Annotated in this window: 23 protein-coding genes and 2 riboswitches; of the genes, 10 read left to right on the top strand and 13 right to left on the bottom strand. The window is 43.2% G+C overall.

Annotation, left to right across the window (positions count from 1 at the left end; all coding sequences use genetic code 11):
- Window positions 1-14 precede the first annotated feature (14 nt).
- From M1D65_RS07245 to M1D65_RS07235, 3 genes are all read left to right on the top strand, one after another.
- Window positions 15-2,417, top strand: a complete 2,403-nt coding sequence (locus M1D65_RS07245; protein WP_456270825.1) for an EAL domain-containing protein — start codon at window positions 15-17, stop codon at window positions 2,415-2,417.
- 87 nt (window positions 2,418-2,504) lie between these two features.
- Window positions 2,505-3,389: a non-homologous end joining protein Ku gene (gene ku / locus M1D65_RS07240; RefSeq protein ID WP_015715774.1), complete on the top strand. Its 885-nt coding sequence runs from the start codon at window positions 2,505-2,507 to the stop codon at window positions 3,387-3,389.
- A gap of 3 nt (window positions 3,390-3,392) precedes the next feature.
- Window positions 3,393-5,228: a DNA ligase D gene (locus M1D65_RS07235; protein WP_032725584.1), complete on the top strand. Its 1,836-nt coding sequence runs from the start codon at window positions 3,393-3,395 to the stop codon at window positions 5,226-5,228.
- A 25-nt stretch (window positions 5,229-5,253) separates the two neighbouring features.
- Here the strand turns inward: M1D65_RS07235 and M1D65_RS07230 are convergent, their stop codons facing one another.
- Together M1D65_RS07230 and M1D65_RS07225 are read right to left on the bottom strand one after the other, a co-directional pair.
- Entirely contained in the window at window positions 5,254-6,267 is a 1,014-nt protein-coding gene (locus M1D65_RS07230; protein WP_032725583.1) for a glycosyltransferase family 2 protein, read from the bottom strand.
- A gap of 12 nt (window positions 6,268-6,279) precedes the next feature.
- The gene (locus M1D65_RS07225) at window positions 6,280-7,974 is read right to left on the bottom strand and encodes a DUF6044 family protein (RefSeq protein ID WP_032725582.1); all 1,695 of its coding nucleotides are present in this window, start codon (window positions 7,972-7,974) and stop codon (window positions 6,280-6,282) included.
- Between the two features lie 192 nt (window positions 7,975-8,166).
- Between M1D65_RS07225 and M1D65_RS07220 the strand changes: the two genes are divergently transcribed.
- On the top strand, window positions 8,167-8,979 hold the full coding sequence (locus M1D65_RS07220) for a metallophosphoesterase (protein WP_032725581.1): 813 nt from the start codon (window positions 8,167-8,169) through the stop codon (window positions 8,977-8,979).
- Between the two features lie 27 nt (window positions 8,980-9,006).
- On the opposite strand, the gene M1D65_RS07215 is transcribed toward M1D65_RS07220, so the two are convergent.
- Window positions 9,007-9,558 carry a YkoP family protein gene (locus M1D65_RS07215; RefSeq protein ID WP_031314982.1) on the bottom strand — a complete coding sequence of 184 codons (552 nt, stop codon included), beginning with the start codon at window positions 9,556-9,558 and terminating at the stop codon, window positions 9,007-9,009.
- A gap of 91 nt (window positions 9,559-9,649) precedes the next feature.
- Between M1D65_RS07215 and M1D65_RS07210 the strand changes: the two genes are divergently transcribed.
- The gene (locus M1D65_RS07210; RefSeq protein ID WP_032725579.1) at window positions 9,650-10,771 is read left to right on the top strand and encodes an MGDG synthase family glycosyltransferase; all 1,122 of its coding nucleotides are present in this window, start codon (window positions 9,650-9,652) and stop codon (window positions 10,769-10,771) included.
- 14 nt (window positions 10,772-10,785) lie between these two features.
- Here M1D65_RS07210 and M1D65_RS07205 read toward each other — a convergent pair whose 3' ends face one another.
- From M1D65_RS07205 to M1D65_RS07195, 3 genes are all read right to left on the bottom strand, one after another.
- A complete protein-coding gene (locus M1D65_RS07205) occupies window positions 10,786-11,250 on the bottom strand; it encodes a MarR family winged helix-turn-helix transcriptional regulator (RefSeq protein WP_003232536.1) in 465 nt (154 codons plus the stop codon).
- Between the two features lie 132 nt (window positions 11,251-11,382).
- Complete coding sequence (ykoL, locus tag M1D65_RS07200; RefSeq protein ID WP_003245766.1) at window positions 11,383-11,565, bottom strand: stress response protein YkoL; 183 nt, start codon at window positions 11,563-11,565, stop codon at window positions 11,383-11,385.
- 87 nt (window positions 11,566-11,652) lie between these two features.
- Window positions 11,653-11,808 carry a hypothetical protein gene (locus M1D65_RS07195; RefSeq protein ID WP_003232538.1) on the bottom strand — a complete coding sequence of 52 codons (156 nt, stop codon included), beginning with the start codon at window positions 11,806-11,808 and terminating at the stop codon, window positions 11,653-11,655.
- A 194-nt stretch (window positions 11,809-12,002) separates the two neighbouring features.
- On the opposite strand from M1D65_RS07195, the gene tnrA reads away from it, so the two are divergent.
- Window positions 12,003-12,335 (top strand): MerR family transcriptional regulator TnrA, encoded by a 333-nt coding sequence (tnrA, locus tag M1D65_RS07190; protein WP_003232541.1) that lies wholly within the window; start codon window positions 12,003-12,005, stop codon window positions 12,333-12,335.
- 42 nt (window positions 12,336-12,377) lie between these two features.
- Here tnrA and mgtE read toward each other — a convergent pair whose 3' ends face one another.
- From mgtE to ykoG, 7 genes are all read right to left on the bottom strand, one after another.
- Window positions 12,378-13,733, bottom strand: coding sequence for a magnesium transporter (gene mgtE, locus M1D65_RS07185; RefSeq protein WP_003232543.1), 1,356 nt, complete (start codon window positions 13,731-13,733; stop codon window positions 12,378-12,380).
- 17 nt (window positions 13,734-13,750) lie between these two features.
- Window positions 13,751-13,873, bottom strand: coding sequence for a hypothetical protein (locus tag M1D65_RS07180; protein ID WP_009967087.1), 123 nt, complete (start codon window positions 13,871-13,873; stop codon window positions 13,751-13,753).
- A gap of 92 nt (window positions 13,874-13,965) precedes the next feature.
- A riboswitch (M-box (ykoK) riboswitch) is annotated at window positions 13,966-14,131 on the bottom strand.
- Window positions 14,132-14,238: 107 nt separating this feature from the next.
- Window positions 14,239-14,376, bottom strand: coding sequence for a transcriptional regulator SplA domain-containing protein (locus tag M1D65_RS07175; protein ID WP_003218541.1), 138 nt, complete (start codon window positions 14,374-14,376; stop codon window positions 14,239-14,241).
- A gap of 82 nt (window positions 14,377-14,458) precedes the next feature.
- Window positions 14,459-14,971 (bottom strand): PepSY domain-containing protein, encoded by a 513-nt coding sequence (locus tag M1D65_RS07170; RefSeq protein ID WP_077670673.1) that lies wholly within the window; start codon window positions 14,969-14,971, stop codon window positions 14,459-14,461.
- Window positions 14,972-15,062: 91 nt separating this feature from the next.
- Window positions 15,063-15,743, bottom strand: coding sequence for a PepSY domain-containing protein (locus tag M1D65_RS07165; RefSeq protein ID WP_003244905.1), 681 nt, complete (start codon window positions 15,741-15,743; stop codon window positions 15,063-15,065).
- On the bottom strand, window positions 15,740-17,104 hold the full coding sequence (gene ykoH / locus M1D65_RS07160) for a two-component system sensor histidine kinase YkoH (protein ID WP_446015037.1): 1,365 nt from the start codon (window positions 17,102-17,104) through the stop codon (window positions 15,740-15,742). Before ykoH ends, M1D65_RS07165 begins: the two co-directional genes overlap by 4 nt.
- A 3-nt stretch (window positions 17,105-17,107) precedes the next feature.
- Window positions 17,108-17,794: a two-component system response regulator YkoG gene (ykoG, locus tag M1D65_RS07155; RefSeq protein WP_003232551.1), complete on the bottom strand. Its 687-nt coding sequence runs from the start codon at window positions 17,792-17,794 to the stop codon at window positions 17,108-17,110.
- Between the two features lie 101 nt (window positions 17,795-17,895).
- A riboswitch (TPP riboswitch) is annotated at window positions 17,896-18,008 on the top strand.
- Window positions 18,009-18,104: 96 nt separating this feature from the next.
- On the opposite strand from ykoG, the gene thiU reads away from it, so the two are divergent.
- The 4 genes from thiU to thiX are packed head-to-tail and all read left to right on the top strand — an operon-like array spanning window position 18,105 to window position 21,677.
- Window positions 18,105-18,707 (top strand): HMP/thiamine ABC transporter substrate-binding protein ThiU, encoded by a 603-nt coding sequence (gene thiU / locus M1D65_RS07150; protein ID WP_072174122.1) that lies wholly within the window; start codon window positions 18,105-18,107, stop codon window positions 18,705-18,707.
- A gap of 1 nt (window position 18,708) precedes the next feature.
- Entirely contained in the window at window positions 18,709-19,308 is a 600-nt protein-coding gene (locus M1D65_RS07145) for an ECF transporter S component (RefSeq protein ID WP_003232554.1), read from the top strand.
- Window positions 19,295-20,938, top strand: coding sequence for an ABC transporter ATP-binding protein (locus M1D65_RS07140; protein WP_446015039.1), 1,644 nt, complete (start codon window positions 19,295-19,297; stop codon window positions 20,936-20,938). Before M1D65_RS07145 ends, M1D65_RS07140 begins: the two co-directional genes overlap by 14 nt.
- On the top strand, window positions 20,913-21,677 hold the full coding sequence (gene thiX, locus M1D65_RS07135; RefSeq protein WP_446015041.1) for an HMP/thiamine ABC transporter permease ThiX: 765 nt from the start codon (window positions 20,913-20,915) through the stop codon (window positions 21,675-21,677). The genes M1D65_RS07140 and thiX overlap by 26 nt, the downstream gene beginning before the upstream one ends.
- The last annotated feature ends 18 nt before the right edge of the window (window positions 21,678-21,695 follow it).

Here is a 21,695-nt window from a genome sequence, read left to right as displayed (position 1 = left end):
GGGGGAATCTCCATTTGGAAATACACGTTACATATAATACGACGCTCATATGTTTATCTTTTCTTATCGCCTGTACCGCCTCGTATATTTCCCTTGAACTTTCAAGGAAAGTCACCATCAATACAGGCTTAAAAAGTAAAATTTGGCTGATCGGCGGCTCACTTATTATGGGATTCGGTATTTGGTCAATGCATTTTGTAGGGATGATGGCGGTCCATATGGAAATGCCGATGGAATATGAATTCATGCCTTTAATGGCAGCCATTGGCGCATCTGTTTCGGGATCATTTGTGTCATTATATTTTGTCAGCCGGCACATTCTTACATATTACAGACTGCTTACCGGATCAGTTGTGCTTGGCGCATCTATTGCTTCTATGCACTATATCGGAATGTCTGCCATTTCCCGGGTAATGATTATTTACGAACCGATTTTATTTACAGCTTCAATTATCATTGCGATTGCAGCCTCTTTCGTCTCGTTAAAAATATTCTTTGACTTGGCCGTAAAAAAACATTCTGAGCATCTTATATTCTATAAAGTCGTCAGTTCAATTGTAATGGGCATTGGGATTTCGGGCATGCACTACACAGGGATGCTTGCGGCAACTTTCCATAAGGACATGGCTCCGCCCGGAAGCCATATGGAGGTGCAAACGTTTCATTGGTCAATTTTTGTTACTTTAATTATTTTTTGTATCCAAACGTTATTGTTATTCAGTTCCCATGCAGATCGAAAGTTTATTAAACAGAGCGAACGCATAAAGGATAACGAACAGCGATTTCAGTCTTTAATCGTCCACAATATTGATGCAATCTTTATTTTATCATTAGAAGGAGACATAATATCTTCCAATCACGCTGGTGAAGAATTGATCAGCAAATTTGGCTTCAGCATGCATGACTGGAGGAATTACACATCACAGAAGATTAAGCGCCTTTTTGAGCAAGTTAAAAAAGATAAACAAGCGATGAACAGCGATAGCGATCTTATCACTGAAAAAGGCCAGTTTCACTTAAATATTACGCTTATACCTGTTGAGGTCAATCAGGAACTAGACAGCATTTATGTCATTTGCAAAGACATGACGAAGCAGTACAAAGCAGAAAAAGAAATCCATAGAATGGCTCATTATGATTCGCTTACAGACTTACCTAACAGAAGGCATGCCATCTCTCATCTAACAAAGGTGCTGCATCGCGAGCATTCCTTGCATTATAACACCGTTGTATTCTTTCTCGACTTAAACCGGTTTAAAGTGATTAACGATGCATTAGGGCATAATGTCGGTGATCAACTGCTTCAGTTTGCAGCTAAACGCCTGTCATCTGTAGTCCCTGATAACGGATTTATCGCCCGTCTTGGCGGTGATGAATTTATTATTATATTGACAGACGCCAATACAGGAACAGGCGAAGCAGATGTTTTAGCAAGAAAAATTATCCAAAAATTCAAAAAACCTTTTAAAATTCAAGATCACATCCTTGTCACATCTGTCAGTATCGGGATTGCGATATCTCCAAAAGACGGGACTGATGGCCTTGAATTGATGAAAAAGGCTGATATGGCGATGTATGCGGCTAAAGAACGAAACAAAAGCAAATACAGATACTATTCTTTTTCAATTGGCAACAAAGAAACCGTCAAGCTTAACCAAGAGATGGTACTCAGAGAAGCAATCGAAAACGATAGATTTGTCTTGCATTATCAGCCGCAATTCAGTGTAAAAAAACAAAAAATGACAGGAGCAGAAGCACTGATACGCCTTGTGACACCAGACGGGCAACTGCGTCCGCCCGGAGAATTCATCGGTGTCGCAGAAGAAACGGGACTTATTATTGATATCGGAAAGTGGATTATAGATGAAGCATGCAAGCAGGCAAGGATTTGGCACGACAAAGGCTATGATCTTTCTGTCGCCATTAATATTTCCGCCAGACAGTTCCAATCCGAAGATCTGATTCCCCTCATCAAGGATACGCTTAATAAATACCAGCTTCCTCCGCAGCTTCTTGAAGTGGAGGTGACGGAAAGCATGACAATGGACAATCTCGATCACTCCAAAAAGGTTTTGTCATCCCTTACAGAATTAGGAATCAGAATCAGTATTGACGATTTCGGTACTGGTCACAGCTCCCTTAGCTATTTGAAGGACTTCCCGATTCACAGGCTGAAGATTGACAAATCATTTATTGACGATATTCAGACCCATCCTAAATCAGAGCAAATTACCGGAGCTATTATTGCCATGGGGCATCAGCTGTCTTTACAGGTGATTGCCGAAGGTGTGGAAAATGCAGCTCAAAAGCAGCTTCTATATGAAAAAGGCTGTGACCATTTGCAGGGCTTCTTTTTCAGCAGGCCAATACCTCCGGAACAATTCGAACAATTCATTATTGAACAGCCGTCGCAATAACAGCGCCGGCTTTTTTTCACCCATAAGTTACTACACATGAATCGTACTCCTTCTCTTCACACTAAAGAAAAAAAGGGGTTTATCGATATGCATACAATGTGGAAGGGATCGATCAGCTTCGGATTAGTAAACATCCCCATCAAGCTATATGCGGCCACAGAAGATAAAGATATTAAACTGCGCAGCCTCCATAAAGAGGATCACGCACCAATCAAATACGAGAAAGTTTGCACAAATTGCGAAAAAACTCTTAGTCCTGATGAAATTGTGAAGGGATATGAATATGTAAAAGGGAAATATGTAGTGCTGACAGACGAAGATTTAAAAAGCTTAAAACAGGAGCATGAGGAGAAAGCAGTTGAGATTGTTGACTTTGTTCAGCTTCAGGAAATTGATCCGATTTATTTTAACCGCTCCTACTTTGTCGGCCCCGGGGATAATGGGACAAAGGCCTATACCCTGCTGCGTGAGGCGCTGCGCTCAACCGGAAAGATCGGTATCGCCAATATGACAATCAGGTCAAAGCAGCAGCTGGCGATTCTCCGCGTTTATGAAAATTGTATCGTCATGGAGTCTATCCATTATCCGGATGAGGTCAGAAGCGCCGCTCATGTCCCAGGTGTACCTGATCAATCGAATGTAAACGATAAGGAACTGCAAACCGCTATCACTTTAATAGATGAACTGACTGCTGAGTTTGAGCCTAAGAAATATGAAGACACGTACCGACAGGCGCTGCTGCAAAGAGTCAACGACAAGCTAGAAAATAAAGAAACGGCCGTCACTCCTGATAAAGCGCCACCTCGTGAAGATGTCATTGACCTGGTAAGCGCTCTGCAAGCCAGCATTGACAGAACCAGAAGGCCGAACCGGGAGACACCGGCTGCCGCACCTGCACAAGCCGCTGAACCGAAAGGAGCCGGAGATAAAAAACAAAAAACAACTAGAAAAAAAGCCTCCGGCACGTCATAGCCCATGGCGTTTACCATGCAGCCGGTCTTAACTTCGTCACCGCCAATCGGAGCAGAATGGCGTTACGAAGTAAAATATGATGGGTACCGCTGTATTCTCCGCATCCATTCTTCAGGTGTGACCTTAACCAGCAGAAATGGTGTGGAGCTCAGCAGCACCTTCCCTGAAATCACACAATTCGCCAAAACTGCCTTTCAGCACATGGAAAAAGAGCTTCCGCTGACACTTGATGGTGAAATCGTATGTTTGGTGAATCCTTGTCGTGCAGATTTTGAACACCTTCAAGTGCGGGGGCGTTTGAAAAGGCCAGACAAGATTCAGGAATCGGCAAACGCGCGGCCGTGCTGCTTTCTCGCCTTTGATTTGTTAGAGCGAAGCGGAGAAGATGTAACGCTTCTTTCGTATTTGGACCGCAAAAAATCTCTGCGTGAACTCATATCCGCAGCAAAGCTTCCTGCATCTCCAGATCCTTACGCAAAAGAAACCATTCAATCCATTCCCTGTTATGATCATTTTGATCAACTCTGGGAGATGGTAATAAAATATGACGGAGAAGGAATTGTAGCGAAGAAAACAAACAGCAAATGGCTTGAAAAGAAGCGGTCGTCCGATTGGCTCAAATATAAAAACTTTAAACAAGCTTATGTTTGCATAACAGGGTTCAACCCTAACAACGGGTTTCTGACGGTATCTGTGTTAAAAAACGGGATAATGACACCGATTGCCTCTGTCTCGCACGGAATGCGCGATGAGGAAAAAAGCGCTATACGCGAGATTATGGAACAGCACGGACAGCAAACACCCTCAGGCGAATTTACGCTTGAACCTTCGATTTGTGCAGCTGTTCAATACTTAACAATTCTCCAAGGCACATTAAGAGAGGTATCGTTTATCGGTTTCGAATTCCAAATGGACTGGACCGAATGCACATATGCGCAAGTCATACGACACTCCAAACCGGTTCACCCAAAGCTCCAGTTCACAAGCCTGGATAAAATCATATTTGAAAAGAATAAAAAAACAAAAGAAGATTTTATTCAGTATATGATTGAAGTCAGTGACTATCTGCTCCCATTTCTGAAAAACCGGGCTGTCACCGTCATCCGCTATCCGCATGGATCTAGGAGCGAATCATTTTTCCAAAAAAACAAGCCGGACTATGCGCCGGATTTTGTTCAATCTTTCTATGATGGGAGCCATGAACATATTGTCTGTGAGGATATGTCTACATTGCTATGGCTTTGCAACCAGCTTGCTTTGGAGTTTCACGTTCCTTTTCAAACCATTAAAAGCAGGCGTCCGGCTGAGATTGTCATTGATTTAGACCCGCCTTCGCGAGATAACTTTCTTATGGCCGTGCAGGCCGCAAATGAACTGAAGCGGCTGTTGGATTCCTTTGGCATCACATCGTACCCGAAGCTGTCCGGCAACAAAGGCATCCAGCTTTATATTCCCTTGTCTCCCGAGGCATTTACGTATGAAGAAACACGCCACTTTACGCAGCTGATCGCAGAGTACTGCACCAATGCATTTCCCGAGCTATTTACCACTGAACGCTTGATTAAAAACAGACACGGCAAATTGTATCTTGATTATTTGCAGCATGCAGAAGGAAAAACGATTATCTGTCCTTATTCGACGAGAGGAAATGAGCTTGGGACTGTCGCAGCCCCTCTCTACTGGCATGAGGTGCAATCATCTTTAACACCCGCTCTGTTTACAATTGATACGGTCATCGATCGAATTAAAAAGCAGGGCTGCCCATTTTTTGATTTTTACCGCAACCCGCAAGACGAACCGCTTAGCGCCATATTACATCAGTTGAAGAAAAAGAGCTGACTAATGAAGTCAGCTCTTTCCGTGTTTAACTGTACTTTTTTTCTAACCGCTCTTTTTCCTGGCGCTGAAGCGGGCTCAGCTGCTCATTATACAAATCAATATCAATCGCGTATTTCGGCCGTCTTTTCACTTCAGAAAAAATCGTTCCAATATACTCTCCGATGATGCCAATTCCCATCAATTGCAGCCCGCCCAAAAACCAAATGGATATGATGAGAGACGCCCAGCCTGCATTCGTATGGCCGAGCAGCTTTTGAATAAACGCGCCAACCCCTGCCACAGCGCTGAGGAAAAACAAAACAAATCCTAAAAGCGTAAAGAATCGAATTGGTGCGACACTGAATGAAGTAATCCCGTTAAAAGCGAAGGATAGCATCTTTTTCAGCGGATATTTCGTTTTGCCGGCAAAGCGTTCCTTGCGGTCATACAAAACTTCGGCCGATTTAAAGCCGATCATGGGGACAATACCTCTTAAAAACAGATTCGCTTCCGGATAACGCTCAAGCTCTTCAAGGGACCTTTTATTCATTAAACGAAAATCAGCATGATTATAAATTAATTTAATCCCAAGCTTATTCATGAGACGATAAAACCCTAACGCGGTCGTGCGCTTGAAAAAGGTATCGGTTTTTCTGCTCCGGCGTACACCGTAAACGATCTCGCAGCCCTCATGATATTTCAGCAGAAAATCCCGGATCACAGAGATGTCGTCCTGAAGATCAGCATCGATCGAAATGACGCAGTCTGACCTATTCTTCGCTTTATGCAATCCGGCTAAAAGCGCTTTTTGGTGGCCGACATTGCAGGCTAATTTTAAGCCGGTAACCTTCTTGTTTCTTATGCTCTCCATAGCAATCAAAGCCCAAGTGCGGTCTTTGCTGCCATCATCGACAAACAGAATTTTACTGTCTTCAGCAATTAATTTTTCTTCAATTAAATCATCTACAACCTCTGTCAGCTGATGGCTTGTTTCTTGAAACACTTCCTCTTCATTGAAACACGGGACGACGATGGTTAATACTGGCTGTGACTGTTTCAATCGATATCCTCCTTATCTTGTTTCATATAAATAAATGCGCCAGGCGGAATCTTTATGGTCAAACGTCTTTACGAGCGCGAGATGGTTTTGTTCAGCATTCATGATCGGAACTGAAGAAAAAATGTACCGTCCGCCCATTTTTTTAAATACATCTGTATTTAATTGAAGGTTGTTGATCGTTTTCTTCGAGTTCTTTTTGAAATCATATCGTTTACCGAGTTCATCGACAAAAAGGTAGCAGCGGCTGCCCCATTCATCAAAGTATTGTTTCAGCCGAGAATTTTTTTCCAGCTCTTTTTCGATGATTTTCCTAAATTCATATTTATATGAAAGCGGATACAGATTGTTATACGTATCTAACGTATAAAACCCGTTATATTGGGCGATAGACGGATGGAGTCCGATGCTCGCCACCCTGTACGAATCCTGCGGACGTCCGATATATTCCTTAATCTCTTTGAATTGCTCCGATGCATAAAACTCCTTGAATGTCGGCGCGTTGTAATGAACGCCATACGTATATTCTTCATTAAAAGGCGCCAACACCATTAGCTGTGCAGTAACTGCGGCGTACACAAGCCATTTCCATCCTTTCCCCATCCGCCAAATGAGATATAAAGCAAGCGCAAAGCTCACGTATATAACAAGCGGCCGAAGAAAATGAAAACGGGCAAAATTAAATTCTGCTAAAAAGGCAAATTTCTGCTTTGGAACAGCCCAAATTTTGTTGAACCAAAACGCATACCATAATGACAATCCATAATTAAGCACACATAAAAACAGATAAACATTTTCTGGCTTTGTCCGATTTCGTTTAAACAGCAGAGCAGCAAATACGACCAGCAGGATCGGGAGGATGACAACGGTATGAACGGTCATCACATGATTATGGCCATAGACAAAGTTTTTTACGGATAGCCGAAGAGAATGCCAAACGTCATGCCTGGATGAGATAAATTCGATACGATGCATCGGCGCATGCTCAAACAGCATCGAATAGACAAGCCGATATTCAACGAAAAGATAGATACTCGTCATAAATGCAATACTGCCTAAGAACATCAAATTCCATCTTCTTTTTGTAATGGCATCATACAGCCAAAAACACGCCATCCCTGCCAGGAAAAAGAAGAAGCCTAGAACAAAGCTTGAGTATAGAGGGAGCAAGCCCAGCGTCAGCCACTCTCTCCATGAGATATCCCCTTTTCGGATATTTAAAAAAGCCCACAGTGCCAAAGGGTACCCAAGCGTACTCAGCATTCCCGAAGGCCAGAACGGTGTTAAGGCAAATGCAAGCGATACGCCAATTCGGATGAAAGCCGCTTTTGGTTCCGGGATTATATGTTTCTTCAGCAGCACATACATTCCAAAAAAAGCGACAACTCTTGTAACCGTCTGGCTTATTGCATAGGCGGTCATGGAAGAAAAGAAAGCATGGAGCCAAACAATTCCGCTCCACTCGGTGCCAAAGGCATCCCGGGGCAGCCCGTTAATGATTTGCGGAATGGCAGCGTCAACCTTGCCGACGATTTCTCCGCTATCGGCCAGAACCTTGTACCAAGCGATGTTGGAATCTAAATTATCGTGGACCCGGATATGGGCATCTTCCTTTAAAATAAAAAGCGGGGATACATACAATAAAAGAAGAAATAATGCGATCCAGAGATAATATGTTTCTTTTTTTTGTTGTCTCATCAATCGTAACATTGCTTACACATCCATTTGTTATTCTGACTCCGTCGGCATGTTCTGCCTCATGTGTCAAAATTTATTATCCCTTTTCCCTTCCAAATCATTCATCATATGACAATCCGTTTTTCAACCTGTCTCTACCCATTAATTCCCGCTATCCATAGGGCTTGATCACTTACTATACTGATAGAAGGGAGGGGATATATTTTGTTTACAATCTTACTTTCATTGGCCATACTCGTATTTGTGCCATTTCTATATAAAGCGAACCGCAATACAAAAGATGTGAAAGTCAACACCATTTCAATCGACCAAAAAGACGGCCTTCCAGCCAGAAAAAAATTAAATATCCTTCATTTATCAGATCTTCACTTGGAAAACATTTCAGTCTCACCTGAGGAGCTGTATCATTTAACAAAAGATCAGCCTGTGGACATCATTGCTCTTACCGGGGATTTTCTTGATCGGAAACGTAATATTCCGAAGCTGGCAGGTTACTTGAACGCCTTGCAAAAGCTGAAGCCTGCATATGGAATGTACGCGGTGTTCGGTAACCACGATTATGTATTGAAAGAAGAGGACTTTCGGAGATTGAAGCGAGTTTTAGAGGAAAACGGCTGTATCACGCTGCAAAATGAACATGTTCGAATCGAGACGGCTGCAGGGCCAGTCAATATTATCGGCATTGATGATTACAGTACGAATCGGAGTAATATCACCGGCTCTTATCAAAGTCTGGAAAATGGCTATCATCTTGTCTTAACACATGACCCAAATATTATTCTGGATATGAAAGATGTTCATTATGATTACCTGCTGTCAGGGCATTTTCACGGCGGGCAAATTCACTGGCCAAAACCGTATCATTTGATAAAAATGGGCAAGCTCGTACGAATGAACATGATTAAAGGCCTTCATTATCATCACGATAAACCATTTTATATCAGCGAAGGCTTGGGACAAACCGGCGTAAATATCCGTGTCGGAAGCCGCCCTGAAGTAACATTTCATCAGATTTAATCAAAAAAGACTGTGCTGACCGAGGCATCAGTCTTTTTTTTGATAGGTTTTCTGCAGCTTTTCTTTTGAGATAAACAAATAGGATGAATTCGGTAAATGCCGCAAGCTCACAGGCTTTGAAGTCAAATATAAAATCGGCACATGGGACACTTTTTTAAAGCATCTGTAAAAAGGGTTCACCGGGGTGATCACATCAAAGCCGAGCCTTTCCACACCTTTGTCAAGCATTGTAATCCCAATGATTCCTTTGATTTTCTCGCTTTTTTTATGATTGTTGATATAGTCAAGAAGAAGCGGCATCGATTGATATACTTTCTGATAAATAATGATTCCTTTTCTGACTGCGCTCTCAATGCTTTGCAGTTCTCTTATCAGCTTAATATTGTGCAGATGAATTTTAACGAGCACATCATTTTTTCTAATATGCGTTCCATCGCTAAGCACGACATGATGTCCTTTATACTTCGTCAGCCTGACTCGAAAGACGCTTTTACGATCTTTGTCAACCAAGGTCAGCCTTGAAAAAAAGAAATAAATCGGGTCAACCACTCTCCATATGGAAAGGAAACAGGTTTTCATCTTTTCACCTTCCTTATGATCAAAAACACCCTTATATTTTGTGAACGTTCTCCTCAAAATATAGTTGCCATATTTTTTTAGGAGGACTGTCATGAAAAACATTCTCATTTTTCCTTTTTTAAGCATTTCCACCGGCCATCATCATGTGGCTGATGCATTGCAGGCTGAATTAGAGTCTCAAGGGCTGGCAGCTGAAAAGATTGATATCTTTTCACATGCGTATAGACGGTTAGAAAAATTGTCCTCCGTGGCTTATTTAAAATGGATTCAATATTTCCCGAAAACGTACAGCGGCATTTACAGGCTCCTCGCCTGCGGAGAATTTCAGCATGACAAACGCTATTTCATGTACGAATGGCTGTTCACACAGCAAATGAGGCACATCCTCCAAGAAAAACAGCCTGATATCGCCTTCTGCACACATGCGCTGCCTTCTTATCTGCTGAACCGATTAAAGCCTGAATATCCGAATCTGACGGTTGTGAATGTATACACTGATTTTTTCGTGAATCAATTATGGGGACGGAAGAACATTGATTACCATTTTGTTCCGAGCACGGAAGTAAAGAAGCAGCTAATATCAGAGGGGATCGATCAGAACAACATATACTTGACCGGCATTCCAGTTCACCGAAATTTTGAAATGGAATCAGCAGATACCTTGCAGCACCACCCGCCATATACCATCATCATCACAGGGGGCAGCATGGGGGTCGGTGGGATTTTAAAATGGGTGCAGGAACTGTCGCCAGGCGGAAAGATCTTATACAAAATATTATGCGGCAGAAACGAAAAGCTCTACTCCTATGTCAAAAGTTTACACCACCCCTTGATTGAGGCGATTCCTTACCTTCACAGCAAAGCAGAGATGAACCGTTTGTACGAACAGGCGACAGGCATCATGACTAAACCCGGAGGCGTGACCATCAGTGAATGCTTACAGAAACGGCTTCCGGTATTTATTTATCATGCACTGCCGGGACAGGAGGAAATGAATTTAAACCTTCTACATGAAAGGAAGCTCGTCACAGATATGAGAAACTGGGACATGCAGAAAGCAGAAGAGTATATCGCGGCATTTTTTCAATCGAACGAACAGATGAAGGAGTATAAAAAACACGTCAATGGATACCTTGGCGAAATGTCTGATAGGAAGATTGAAGATGTTTTAAAAAGAATCATATGGAAACAAAAAAACACTCTCCTGAAATAGAGAGTGTAGAATAGTTAACGAAACAGCAAATGCTGGCTGTGTATGCCTGCTTTCTTGAGCAGGACGATCAGCTGGTCCTGTTCATCAGGCGAAAGGCCTGAAAACGCTCTCGCAATACGCAGTGCATGAATCGGATAAATTTTATCCAAATACTCATTTCCCTTGTCAGTTAAATGTGCGTAAACAGAGCGTTTATCTTTCGGGTCCTGCTCCCTTACTAAAAACCCGTTTCTTTCTAGTTTGTCAATAACATATGTGACGTTTCCGCTTACAAGCAGAAGTCTCGACCCAATTTGCTGTAATTTTTGCGGGCCTCTTGTGTACAGGAGCTCCAGTACAGCAAATTCAGTGGGATTAAAACCGTGCTCTTTGCTATCACGGATACTATGTTCGGACACACTTTTGAAAGCCCTTGCAAAAACTCTGTACAAATTCATCGCACGCTCAACTTCTTCTTCGTTAAACGATAATCTCATCATATCTACCTCGTATATAGGATTTTTATAAAAAAATAATGAAAACCCTTACATATAATAAGAGTTCAGTCCCTTACTATACGTATTCGCTATAATTCGAGAAATTCCTTCTAAAAGCAAAAAAATCCTTATACATTATCTTGTATAAGGATAATTTTTATGATTTGTAATGCTTCGAAAGAAATAAGCGTATTCTTTCCGAAGCTCAGAAATCGTCATTTTGTTCATGACCTCTTTATTATAAACCCCAATCTGATAGAGTTTTTCAGAATAATGGCGTCGTTCTTTTTCTAAAGCGGATTTCAATAAATTACTCATAGCGTCCTCCTTCATTTTGAGGTATCCTATACAAAAGATACTCTTTTTAAATGAACGTGGTATGAATCTAATGTAAAGAATTTATGTTTACGAAGATTTTCGGTATTGTCCGTTTTGAACCGATCTTAATAATTGAAAAGCCTGTTCTCCGGCAAGCTGCATAAACGTCTCCAGCATTTCATCACGCTTGATATCCAACTCTATAATTTCTTTTGCCAGTGAGACCGCCTTTTCTTCCTCCATGATTATCCTTCCTCCTCGTTTGATTCGTTACATAAAGGATAAAACGCGCTTGGGTGTTACGCATTATTCTTGTTAATTTTTCTTCCGTATTTTTTCAAAAATCTTCTATTTGATGTTAGAAAATATGACAAGCGTCAGGTTTTTTCTCTTTGTTTTTTATATACTATTATCAAAAGACATCCAGGGGTGGAAAAATGACCACAGAAGATCATTCTTATAAAGACAAAAAAGTGATTTCAATCGGAATTGTGAGTGAATTGACAGGATTGTCCGTAAGACAGATCAGGTATTATGAGGAACGAAAGCTCATTTACCCGCAGCGTTCTTCAAGGGGGACAAGAAAATACTCCTTTGCCGATGTGGAGCGGCTGATGGATATCGCCAATAAGCGTGAAGACGGCGTACAGACGGCAGAGATTTTAAAGGATATGCGCAAAAAAGAACAGATGTTAAAAAACGATCCGCAAGTGCGGAAAAAAATGCTGGAGGGGCAGCTTAATGCTCACTTTCGGTACAAAAACCGTTAAATAATAAAAGTCCGGCTCGCAGTTGAGACGGACTTTTTACGTTTATAATGAGTGAATGAATGCAGTGGCAATGCCAAAGTAGATTAATAAAGATAAAATATCGTTTAACGTTGTAATCAGCGGTCCAGAAGCAATCGCCGGGTCCACTTTCAGTTTGTGCAAAATAATAGGGATAATCGTTCCTGACATCGTGCCGATGATTAAGGTTAAGAACAGCGAAGAGGCGACAACAAATCCCAAAAGCGCATTCCCCTGCCATATGATGGAGACAATCGCAATCAGCACAGAACAAACCGCTCCGATAAAAATACTTGTTCTGAACTCCCGGAAGATCAGGCGCACAATCGTTTTTTTGTTCATTTCTTCTTTAGACAAACCTCTGATGACAACCGCAAGAGATTGTGTTCCCGTATTTCCTGTCATCCCTGACACCATCGGCATGAAAAACGCAAGCGCTACAACCTGCTTCAGCGCATCTTCAAAATAGCTGATAATGCTTCCTGAAATCAGTCCGATAAACAAGAGTAAGATTAGCCATGGCAGGCGCCGGTATGCCGCCACGTAAGCTTTTGTGTCAAAGGTGATGTCTTTACCGGAAGCGGCAAATTTTTCGTAATCCTCATCAGCTTCACGAATAACGACGTCGATAATATCATCGACTGTCACAATGCCGACAAGCACGTTGTTTTCTTCTACAACCGGTATTGCCAAAAAATCGTAACGTTCAATCAGGCGGGCAACTTCTTCCTGGTCCTGAAGAGCATCTGCTGATATGACGCGGGTAAACATTAAATCCTGCACCTTTTCTTCAGGTTCACCCAGAATCAAATCGCGGTAGGAAAGAACCCCAACCAGCTGTTTGCTTTCATTAATAACATATAAGTAGTTGATCGATTCAGCTATTTCAGCGAAGCTTTTCAGTTTGACGACCGCGTCTTTTACCGTGTAATGCTGAGGAATCCACACATACCGGTTTGTCATCATGCGTCCCGCTGAATCAGCCGGGTAATTCATTAAGAGCTGTACAGCTTTTGACTCTGACGCTTCCATGCTGGACAAAAGCTGTTCCTTCAGTTCTTCGTCCATTTCTTCAAGCAATTGAGCGAGGTCATCGTTGTCCATTTTGTTCATCGCCAGTGTTGCTTTTGTTTTTCCGACTTTATTTAAGACGACAAGCTGAAATTCGCGTTCCAGCTCCCCGATCATATCAGTGATATCGTCTACAGTTAAATAAGATAAATAGCGGGCGCGGTGTTTTTCCGGCATTTCTTTAAAAATAAATGCCATGTCATAGGGCTGAAGCTCATCAATAACACTTCTGAAATCCCTGATTTTCCCGTCTCGCAGTAAAATAATGATGCGTAAAATGAGTTCGTCATAGGTCATGTTTTGAACCATCGGGACTCGTACCTCCTCTACGGAGACGTGCCGGCCTCGCCAGAAGGTGCGGCAGTTCGTCTCCTCATCGTGTAATCAATTGTCTTGCTGTCATAGTATATGGGTACTTCTTCAGATTGACTCGAATGGGGAGAATCCATACTCCGCACCTCCTTTGATTGGTTTCGTTTTAAAGGCATAAAAAAAGCCTTCGGGATTGAAGGTGAAAGAAGCACGGCAAAAAAAAGCGTGCGGGCGCCTTCAATCGTAGAGCTTTAGCACTGTATGGCATAGGACAAGCATCCAGCTGCATTAAAAATCACCTTATGTCGATGATTTCTGTTGACCCATTGGCGTCTTTGGACATTTTTGGGCAGCAGCGTATCTCCATACAGGAGCCTCACCTAACGAAGTTCCTAATTGAATTGACACACTGAGATTACAGAAAAAAACAAGCTGTGTCAACTCAAAAAAGTAATAAATACGCTTACATCACAATTACGGAACAAAACAAGGGCCTAAGCCCTTATTCTGTTGTTTGTGTCTCGTCATCTTCAGAAAGCAAATGATACGTTTCATGAAGAAATAAGGCATACTCTCCTTCCTTCGTCGGATGAGGGACATATTCAGCCTGATTGATGTATTGCTCCTCTTTCTTTTCCATGCGTTTCGCCTCCTTTTCTACTTAGATTGTCCAAAAGAAGGTTTCTTATCATGAAAAACCCCCGCTGCAGCGGGGGTTTTGATTAGTCATCTATCTCCTGTTTGATAATGCGTCCATCTTTTGCGGAAATTTCAAATTCTGTCTCAGTTCCTTGTTTCGTTTGGATTTCCATTTCATAGATGTAAGCACCGTCATCTTCGTCAAGCTTACTTTCTGTTACGGTTCCGCCTGTTTGCTTTAAAGCAATTTCTTCAGCTTCTTCTTTGGTTATGGCGACTTGTTCTGCTTTCTCCTTTAGCGGGTCATTAAGCGCTTGTTTTGTATGAATATCTACATAAACGTCGTAGTCTTCACCTTCTTTTTCAATCTCCACTTCATAGACTTCTTTGCCGTTGTAAAGGTCTCTGTCAATGTCTTCTACTGTGCCGTCAACAACTGTTTTAGCAATTGCTTCTGCTTCTTGTTCAGTGAGTGCACCCGTCTTAGAAGAAGCCTGTCTGTTTTCATTGTTTTCTTTGGCAAACGCGTTGTAGCTGAATCCTCCGGCCGCTAGGCACCCTGCTAAAAGACCGACCATCCATTTTTTCTTGAGCATTTGTGAGTCCTCCTTTGTTTTGTATGAGTACAGTTTACACACTCAACATGAAAGGAAAACGAGAGCAAGATGAGAATTTGATGAGAAACCGTCAGTCTTCATACACAATGTTAGCTACCTTTCCTGTGTAGGCATTGATTTTCACTGTCGCTTCCTTATTATCAGGAAGATCAACGTCTACTTCAAAGATGAGAGTGCCCTCACTTTCTTCGAGATCTGCGTCATCCGCTGTTCCGCCCGTTTTTCGCTCTGCAATTGTTTTGGCTTCTTTTTTCGTAATCGGCGTTTTTTGTTGATCTTTGCTGCTGATTTGATCGGCAGACAAGACTGTTTTTGCCTGCATGTCTACCTTCACTTCGTATGTTTTCCCGTCTTCTTTTTGTATGGTATAAGTGGCAACTTGACTTTGCCGTGTTTGTTTTTTGACCGTTCCCGGCACCCGCTCAAGCGCGAGATGCTCGGCTTCTTTTTCTGTCATGGCAGATGGATTCACTGCTTTTACTCTATTCATTGAAAGAATGTCAGCCGATATTGCGTCTGCTTTTACAAAGTAAGTTCCCTTTGGATTTTCAAGGGTTATATCATATGTTTTTTTATCCTTTGATTGTGTTGCTTTCGTGACCTTGCCTTCATAAGAGGCTTCGACTTTTTTTACGACAGTCTCCTTTGACAATACGTTCTCATGGGTTTGCCGAATGATGAGAAACGTACAGATGATGACAACTAAAATGGCTGCTGCAGCAAAAGATACTGTTTTTATTGTTTTAGTCATCGGCCTCCCCCATTCTGTTCGCTGAATTGCATGGTGACAGCTGTTCCTTGTCCCGGCTTGCTTTTGACAGACAGCTCAATGCCATGCTCATCAGCGATTTGCTTGGCAATGGAAAGGCCTAAACCTGTTCCGCCTGTTTTTCTGTTTCGTGCCTCATCTGCCCGGTAGAACCGTTCGAACAAATGCGGGATATGCTCCTCAGGTATTCCGATGCCTTCATCCCTCACTGATAGAAATGGCCGTCCATTCCTCGTTCCGGCTGACATCTCAATAGGCTTTTCACTATACTTTATTGCATTATCAAGCAAAATGGTCAACAGCTGCTTGATGCGTTCTTCATCTGCCTTTACAAGCAGGCTCTCTTTATCTGTTTCAAGCAATATGTCACGCTGATAAACGGACTGGAGCGTTTGCATAACCGCGCGCGCCGCTTTAATCAGATCGATTGTTTTCAGATCAACCTCGAGTCCTTGATGGCTTTTGGCCAGCGCCAAAAGCTGATTGGTCAGTTTTTTCATATGCACCGCTTCTGAGTGAATGGCTTCTATCGACTCCTCAAGCACCTCCGGCTTTTTTGCACCCCACCGCTTCATCAGGCTGCTGTAGCTTTCTATAATAGTGAGCGGGGTTTTCAATTCGTGTGAAGCATCTTGAATAAATTGCTGCTGTTTATCATAGTGCTCCTTCAGCATCATTGCCATTTCATTAAATGTCAGCCCCATTTGATACAATTCATCGTTGGACTGTCCTTCTAAAGAAATCGTTTTAAATTCTTTGTCTCGCTGTATGTCTTTCATTGTGATCATTAAACGTCTGATCGGATTGATGATTCGGCGGGCTAGCAAGCTGCCTGCAAAAAAAGAAGCAATGCAGACAGCAGCACTTGCAGCGATTAAGATGATTTTCAGCAGAAACAGACTCTCTTCTGTGTTCTCCAATCTTTCAACCAGCTGAAGAGACACGACTTGTCCATCGGTCCAAATCACCGGAACAGCAGCCTCGGCAAACAGCTTGCCGTCAGGTTTCCTCACATCTGCCGTTTCGCCGCTATGAAAAGAGAGAGGAAAATCTTTATAGGCTTTTTCTTTTGTGATCGTCATAACGGCTTTTTGATCACCATTCACTACACGCACCATGCCATTTGCCGGAAGATAGGCCTGCAGCATATCCTGCAAAGCCACTCCTTCTGTTTCAGCGGCACGCAGCGCTTCGGCAATGTTATCCGTCTCATCAGCAAGCCGGGCCGCATCCTTTGATGTCAGCGCAGACGAAAAAATGAGATATACTGCGGTATGAACCAAAATTAATAAAATCAACAGTGATATCGAAGTGTATAGATGAATCTTGGTCTTCAGCTTCATCGTTTACCCCTTAATGGCATAGCCGACCCCGCGAATCGTATGGATCAGCTGTTTTTCGTAAGGATAGTCCAGTTTTTTTCTGATGTATCTTATGTAGACGTCCACGACATTTGTATCACCGATATAATCAAATCCCCATACTGAGCTTAGAATTTGCTCCCGTGTCAGCACTTGCTGCGGATGCTTTAGCATATAGACGAGCAGATCAAATTCCCGCGGCGTTAATTCCACCTCTTTGTCTCCGCGTCTCACTTCACGGGTTTTTTCGTTCACCCGCAAATCGTCATATGTAAGAAAGGTGCCGATATCTTCAGTTTTTGTTCCATTTTGCCGCAGCGCCGCCCTGATTCTCGCAAGCAATTCCTCGATTTCAAACGGCTTGGTGACATAGTCATTTGCACCGATGTCCAGACCTGTTACCTTATCAGGAATACTGTCTCGCGCCGTTAATAATATGACCGGTGTCTGCGAATCCGTTTTTCTCAAGCGGCGCAGCACTTCCAGTCCGCTAAGCCCCGGAAGCATGACATCAAGAAGCACCAAGGAATACCCGCCTTCCGCTGCCGCATCAAGACCTTCTGTGCCATTGTGTTTGATCGTGACGCTGTATCCTTCATATTCCAATTCAAGCTGAAGAACCCTGGCGATTTTTTCTTCATCTTCCACAATTAATATGTGTCCTTTTTCCAAATTTGATCATCCTCTCCCGTCCCTATATGAAAAAAATGATTTCGTTGTTTACAAAATGATTCTTATCATCTATTATGATGTCAAAATAAAAAATTGTATACGGAAAGCACTAGGGGTGCTGTTTTGGCTGAGATAAAGCGCGGAAGAAACGCGCTTTGATCCCTTATGACCCGATCTGGATAATACCAGCGTGGGGAAGTGCAGGTTGACCGAATGGTGTATTTTTTTGTGCGCTTAATCGATCTATGACTGCATATTCCCTTAGGATATGCAGTTTTTTATTTTACCAAAAAAACAGGAGGTCGGAGAAATGGAGCATATTTGCGGTACAAGCAAAATCGCCGGTTTTCGCTTCTCTTTATATCCGATGACGGATGATTTTATCAGTGTGATCAAGTCTGCGCTGAAAAAAACAGATACATCCAAGGTATGGACGAAAACCGACCATATCAGCACGGTGTTACGCGGATCGATTGATCATGTATTCGATGCTGCAAAAGCCATTTACCTTCATGCAGCAAACAGCGAACAACACATCGTCATGAACGGCACGTTTTCCATTGGATGCCCGGGTGACACACAGGGGGATACATATCTTTCCAAAGGTGATAAGCGTGTCAATGATGATGCTGTCCGAGGCTTGAAGGCGGAAGCGCCGTGCCAATTTGCCCTTTATCCAATGAACGAGCCGGATTATATGGGATTGATTATGAAGGCTGTCGACATTGCAAAAGCCCAAGGCACTTTCGTACAGAGTGTCCATTACGCGAGCGAGCTTGACGGGGATGCGCATGACGTATTCAGCACATTGGAAGCCGTTTTCCGCATGGCCGAGCAGCAAACAAACCATATCACCATGACTGTGAATCTTTCGGCTAACAGTCCATCAAGAAAAAACAGAAAGCAGGGATAAAATGAAAAGCTGGAAAGTAAAAGAAATTGTCATCATGTCGGTTATCAGTATCGTATTTGCCGTTGTTTATTTATTATTTACACATTTCGGAAACGTGCTTGCAGGTATGTTTGGGCCAATCGCCTATGAACCGATTTACGGCATTTGGTTTATCGTTTCTGTGATCGCCGCGTACATGATTCGAAAACCGGGTGCGGCGCTCGTTTCTGAAATCATTGCCGCTCTCGTTGAGTGCCTGCTGGGAAATCCGTCTGGCCCGATGGTCATCGTCATTGGCATTGTTCAAGGACTCGGGGCTGAGGCTGTGTTTCTTGCAACACGCTGGAAAGCATACTCTCTCCCTGTCCTTATGCTGGCCGGTATGGGGTCTTCAGTAGCCAGCTTTATCTATGATCTCTTTGTTTCTGGCTATGCAGCCTATTCACCAGGTTATCTGCTCATTATGCTTGTGATCCGCCTCATTTCCGGCGCGCTTTTGGCGGGGCTTCTCGGAAAAGCTGTCAGCGACTCTCTCGCTTATACAGGTGTGTTAAACGGAATGGCACTCGGAAAGGAACTGAAAAAGAAACGGAAGCGGGCGTCAGAACATGCAAGCCTTTGATGAGCTTCTGACGGTTGAGCAGCTCAGCTTCTCTTATGAAGAAGACGAGAAACCGGTTTTTCAAGGCATTTCGTTTGAGCTTCAAAAAGGAGAATGTGTTTTATTATTAGGACCGAGCGGATGCGGCAAAAGCTCGCTCGCCCTTTGTTTAAACGGTCTATATCCGGAGGCTTGCGACGGCATTCAGTCCGGACATGTATTTCTATTTCAAAAGCCGGTCACAGATGCTGAAACCTCCGAAACGATTGCTCAGCATGCCGGGGTCGTTTTTCAGGATCCTGATCAGCAGTTCTGCATGCTGACGGTGGAGGACGAAATAGCGTTCGGGCTGGAAAATCTGCAAATTCCAAAAGAAGAAATGACAGAGAAAATCAACGCCGTATTAGAAAAATTACGCATTATCCATTTAAAAGAAAAAATGATCTCAACCCTTTCAGGAGGACAAAAGCAGAAAGTGGCTCTCGCCTGTATTTTGGCGATGGAGCCTGAGCTTATTATTTTAGATGAGCCGACCTCTCTTTTAGACCCTTTCTCAGCGCGGGAGTTCGTTCATCTGATGAAGGATCTTCAGCGGGAAAAAGGTTTCAGCCTCCTCGTCATTGAGCACCAGCTTGATGAATGGGCGCCTTGGATTGATAGAACGATCGTGCTCGACAAATCAGGCAAAAAGGCGCTGGATGGCCTGACAAAAAATCTATTTCAGCATGAAGCGGAGACACTAAAGAAATTGGGCATCGCCATTCCAAAGGTCTGTCATCTGCAGGAAAAGCTGAGTATGCCGTTTACTTTATCAAAAGAGATGCTGTTCAAAGAGCCTATTCCTGCCGGGCATGCAAAAAAGAAGGAAGCTTCTTCTGGGGAGAGTGTGCTTGAAGTCAGCAGCCTTTCGTTCGCGAGAGGACAGCAGGCGATTTTCAAAGACATCAGCTTTTCGTTGCGTGAAGGCTCTTTAACGGCGCTTGTCGGTCCGAACGGAACTGGAAAATCGACGCTCCTATCAGTTCTGGCTCGTCTCATGAAACCGCAAAGCGGCAAAATCCTTCTCTATGATCAGCCGCTGCAGAAATATAAAGAAAAAGAATTGCGTAAACGGATGGGATTTGTTTTTCAAAACCCCGAGCATCAATTCGTCACCGATACGGTGTATGACGAGCTTCTGTTCGGCCAGAAAGCAAATGCTGAAACTGAGAAAAAAGCGCAACATCTGCTGCAGCGTTTTGGTCTTGCGCATTTGGCTGATCATCATCCGTTTGCGATCAGCCAAGGGCAAAAACGGCGACTGAGCGTTGCTACTATGCTCATGCATGACGTAAAGGTTTTATTATTAGACGAACCAACCTTTGGCCAGGACGCCCGCACAGCGGCTGAATGCATGGAAATGATTCAGCGTATCAAGGCAGAGGGAACCGCTGTCCTTATGATTACACACGATATGGAGCTAGTCTCTTCGTATGCTGACAGCGTGCTTGTGCTTCACGATACAGGCCTGGCCTTTGACGGATCTCCAGCGCAGTTGTTTTCTCAAGAAACAGGGCTTGTCCAAAAAGCAAAGCTCACCCTTCCCCTTCTATATGAATGGATGGCATTTCAAGAGGAGGTGCGTGATGAAGCAGCCGTTACATCTCATTAATCCGACTGTGAAAGCGGCGGCGGTTTTTTGTTGTGTCGTCATGCTGTCGTTTATTTACAACCCTTACACTCCGGCATGTTTTTATATCATCATCGTTGCGGGCGTTTTACTGGCGGCCGGAATCCCATTGAAAAAATGGTTGTTGTTTACGATTCCGTTTTTGATTTTAGCATTCGGGTGCGTGTGGACAGCCGCAGTTTTTGGAAAGGTGCCGACAACACCGGATAATTTTTTGTTTCAAGCAGGCCCTATCTCCATTAACAGCGATAATGTGTCTGTCGGCATCTCTCTCGGGTTTCGTATTTTATGCTTTTCCGCCTTATCGATGATGTTTGTTTTTACAACCGATCCGATTTTATTTGTGCTGAGCCTTGTCCAGCAGTGCAGGCTCTCACCAAAGCTCGCGTACGGTGTCATTGCAGGCTTTCGCTTTCTTCCGCTGTTAAAGGATGAGGTCCAGCTGATTCAGCAGGCTCATAAAATCAGAGGAGGAGCGGCGGAGAGCGGCATCATGAATAAAATCAGTGCGTTAAAACGATATACCATACCGCTATTGGCAAGCGCCATCAGAAAAGCGGAACGGACAGCGCTTGCGATGGAATCGAAAGGATTTACAGGAAGCAGAAACCGGACATACTACAGGATATTGAGCGTGAACCGGCGCGACTGGGTGTTCTTTTGCCTCGTCCTCTTATTATTCGCGGGATCCTTTCTCGTATCTTTATGTTTCGCATCATAAAAAATCCGCTATCACAGA

The sequence above is a fragment of the Bacillus sp. JZ39 genome (assembly GCF_053903145.1).
The sequence above is the reverse complement of the archived record's forward strand: the minus strand, read 5'-3'. Positions and strand labels throughout refer to the sequence as shown.

Bases quoted from the DNA above. Each gene is read 5' to 3' on its own strand.
- M1D65_RS07180 (WP_009967087.1), bottom strand. From the start codon at position 13,873: ATGGATTCTCCCCATTCGAGTCAATCTGAAGAAGTACCCATATACTAT.
- M1D65_RS07215 (WP_031314982.1), bottom strand. From the start codon at position 9,558: ATGAAAACCTGTTTCCTTTCCATATGGAGAGTGGTTGACCCGATTTAT.
- ykoH (WP_446015037.1), bottom strand. From the start codon at position 17,104: ATGAAGCTGAAGACCAAGATTCATCTATACACTTCGATATCACTGTTG.
- M1D65_RS07170 (WP_077670673.1), bottom strand. From the start codon at position 14,971: ATGCTCAAGAAAAAATGGATGGTCGGTCTTTTAGCAGGGTGCCTAGCG.
- M1D65_RS07165 (WP_003244905.1), bottom strand. From the start codon at position 15,743: ATGACTAAAACAATAAAAACAGTATCTTTTGCTGCAGCAGCCATTTTA.
- thiX (WP_446015041.1), top strand. From the start codon at position 20,913: ATGAAGCAGCCGTTACATCTCATTAATCCGACTGTGAAAGCGGCGGCG.
- M1D65_RS07205 (WP_003232536.1), bottom strand. From the start codon at position 11,250: ATGATGAGATTATCGTTTAACGAAGAAGAAGTTGAGCGTGCGATGAAT.
- M1D65_RS07195 (WP_003232538.1), bottom strand. From the start codon at position 11,808: ATGGAGGAAGAAAAGGCGGTCTCACTGGCAAAAGAAATTATAGAGTTG.
- thiU (WP_072174122.1), top strand. From the start codon at position 18,105: ATGGAGCATATTTGCGGTACAAGCAAAATCGCCGGTTTTCGCTTCTCT.
- ykoL (WP_003245766.1), bottom strand. From the start codon at position 11,565: ATGAGTAATTTATTGAAATCCGCTTTAGAAAAAGAACGACGCCATTAT.
- M1D65_RS07225 (WP_032725582.1), bottom strand. From the start codon at position 7,974: ATGTTACGATTGATGAGACAACAAAAAAAAGAAACATATTATCTCTGG.
- tnrA (WP_003232541.1), top strand. From the start codon at position 12,003: ATGACCACAGAAGATCATTCTTATAAAGACAAAAAAGTGATTTCAATC.
- M1D65_RS07210 (WP_032725579.1), top strand. From the start codon at position 9,650: ATGAAAAACATTCTCATTTTTCCTTTTTTAAGCATTTCCACCGGCCAT.
- M1D65_RS07175 (WP_003218541.1), bottom strand. From the start codon at position 14,376: ATGGAAAAGAAAGAGGAGCAATACATCAATCAGGCTGAATATGTCCCT.
- mgtE (WP_003232543.1), bottom strand. From the start codon at position 13,733: ATGGTTCAAAACATGACCTATGACGAACTCATTTTACGCATCATTATT.
- M1D65_RS07235 (WP_032725584.1), top strand. From the start codon at position 3,393: ATGGCGTTTACCATGCAGCCGGTCTTAACTTCGTCACCGCCAATCGGA.
- M1D65_RS07145 (WP_003232554.1), top strand. From the start codon at position 18,709: ATGAAAAGCTGGAAAGTAAAAGAAATTGTCATCATGTCGGTTATCAGT.
- ku (WP_015715774.1), top strand. From the start codon at position 2,505: ATGCATACAATGTGGAAGGGATCGATCAGCTTCGGATTAGTAAACATC.
- M1D65_RS07140 (WP_446015039.1), top strand. From the start codon at position 19,295: ATGCAAGCCTTTGATGAGCTTCTGACGGTTGAGCAGCTCAGCTTCTCT.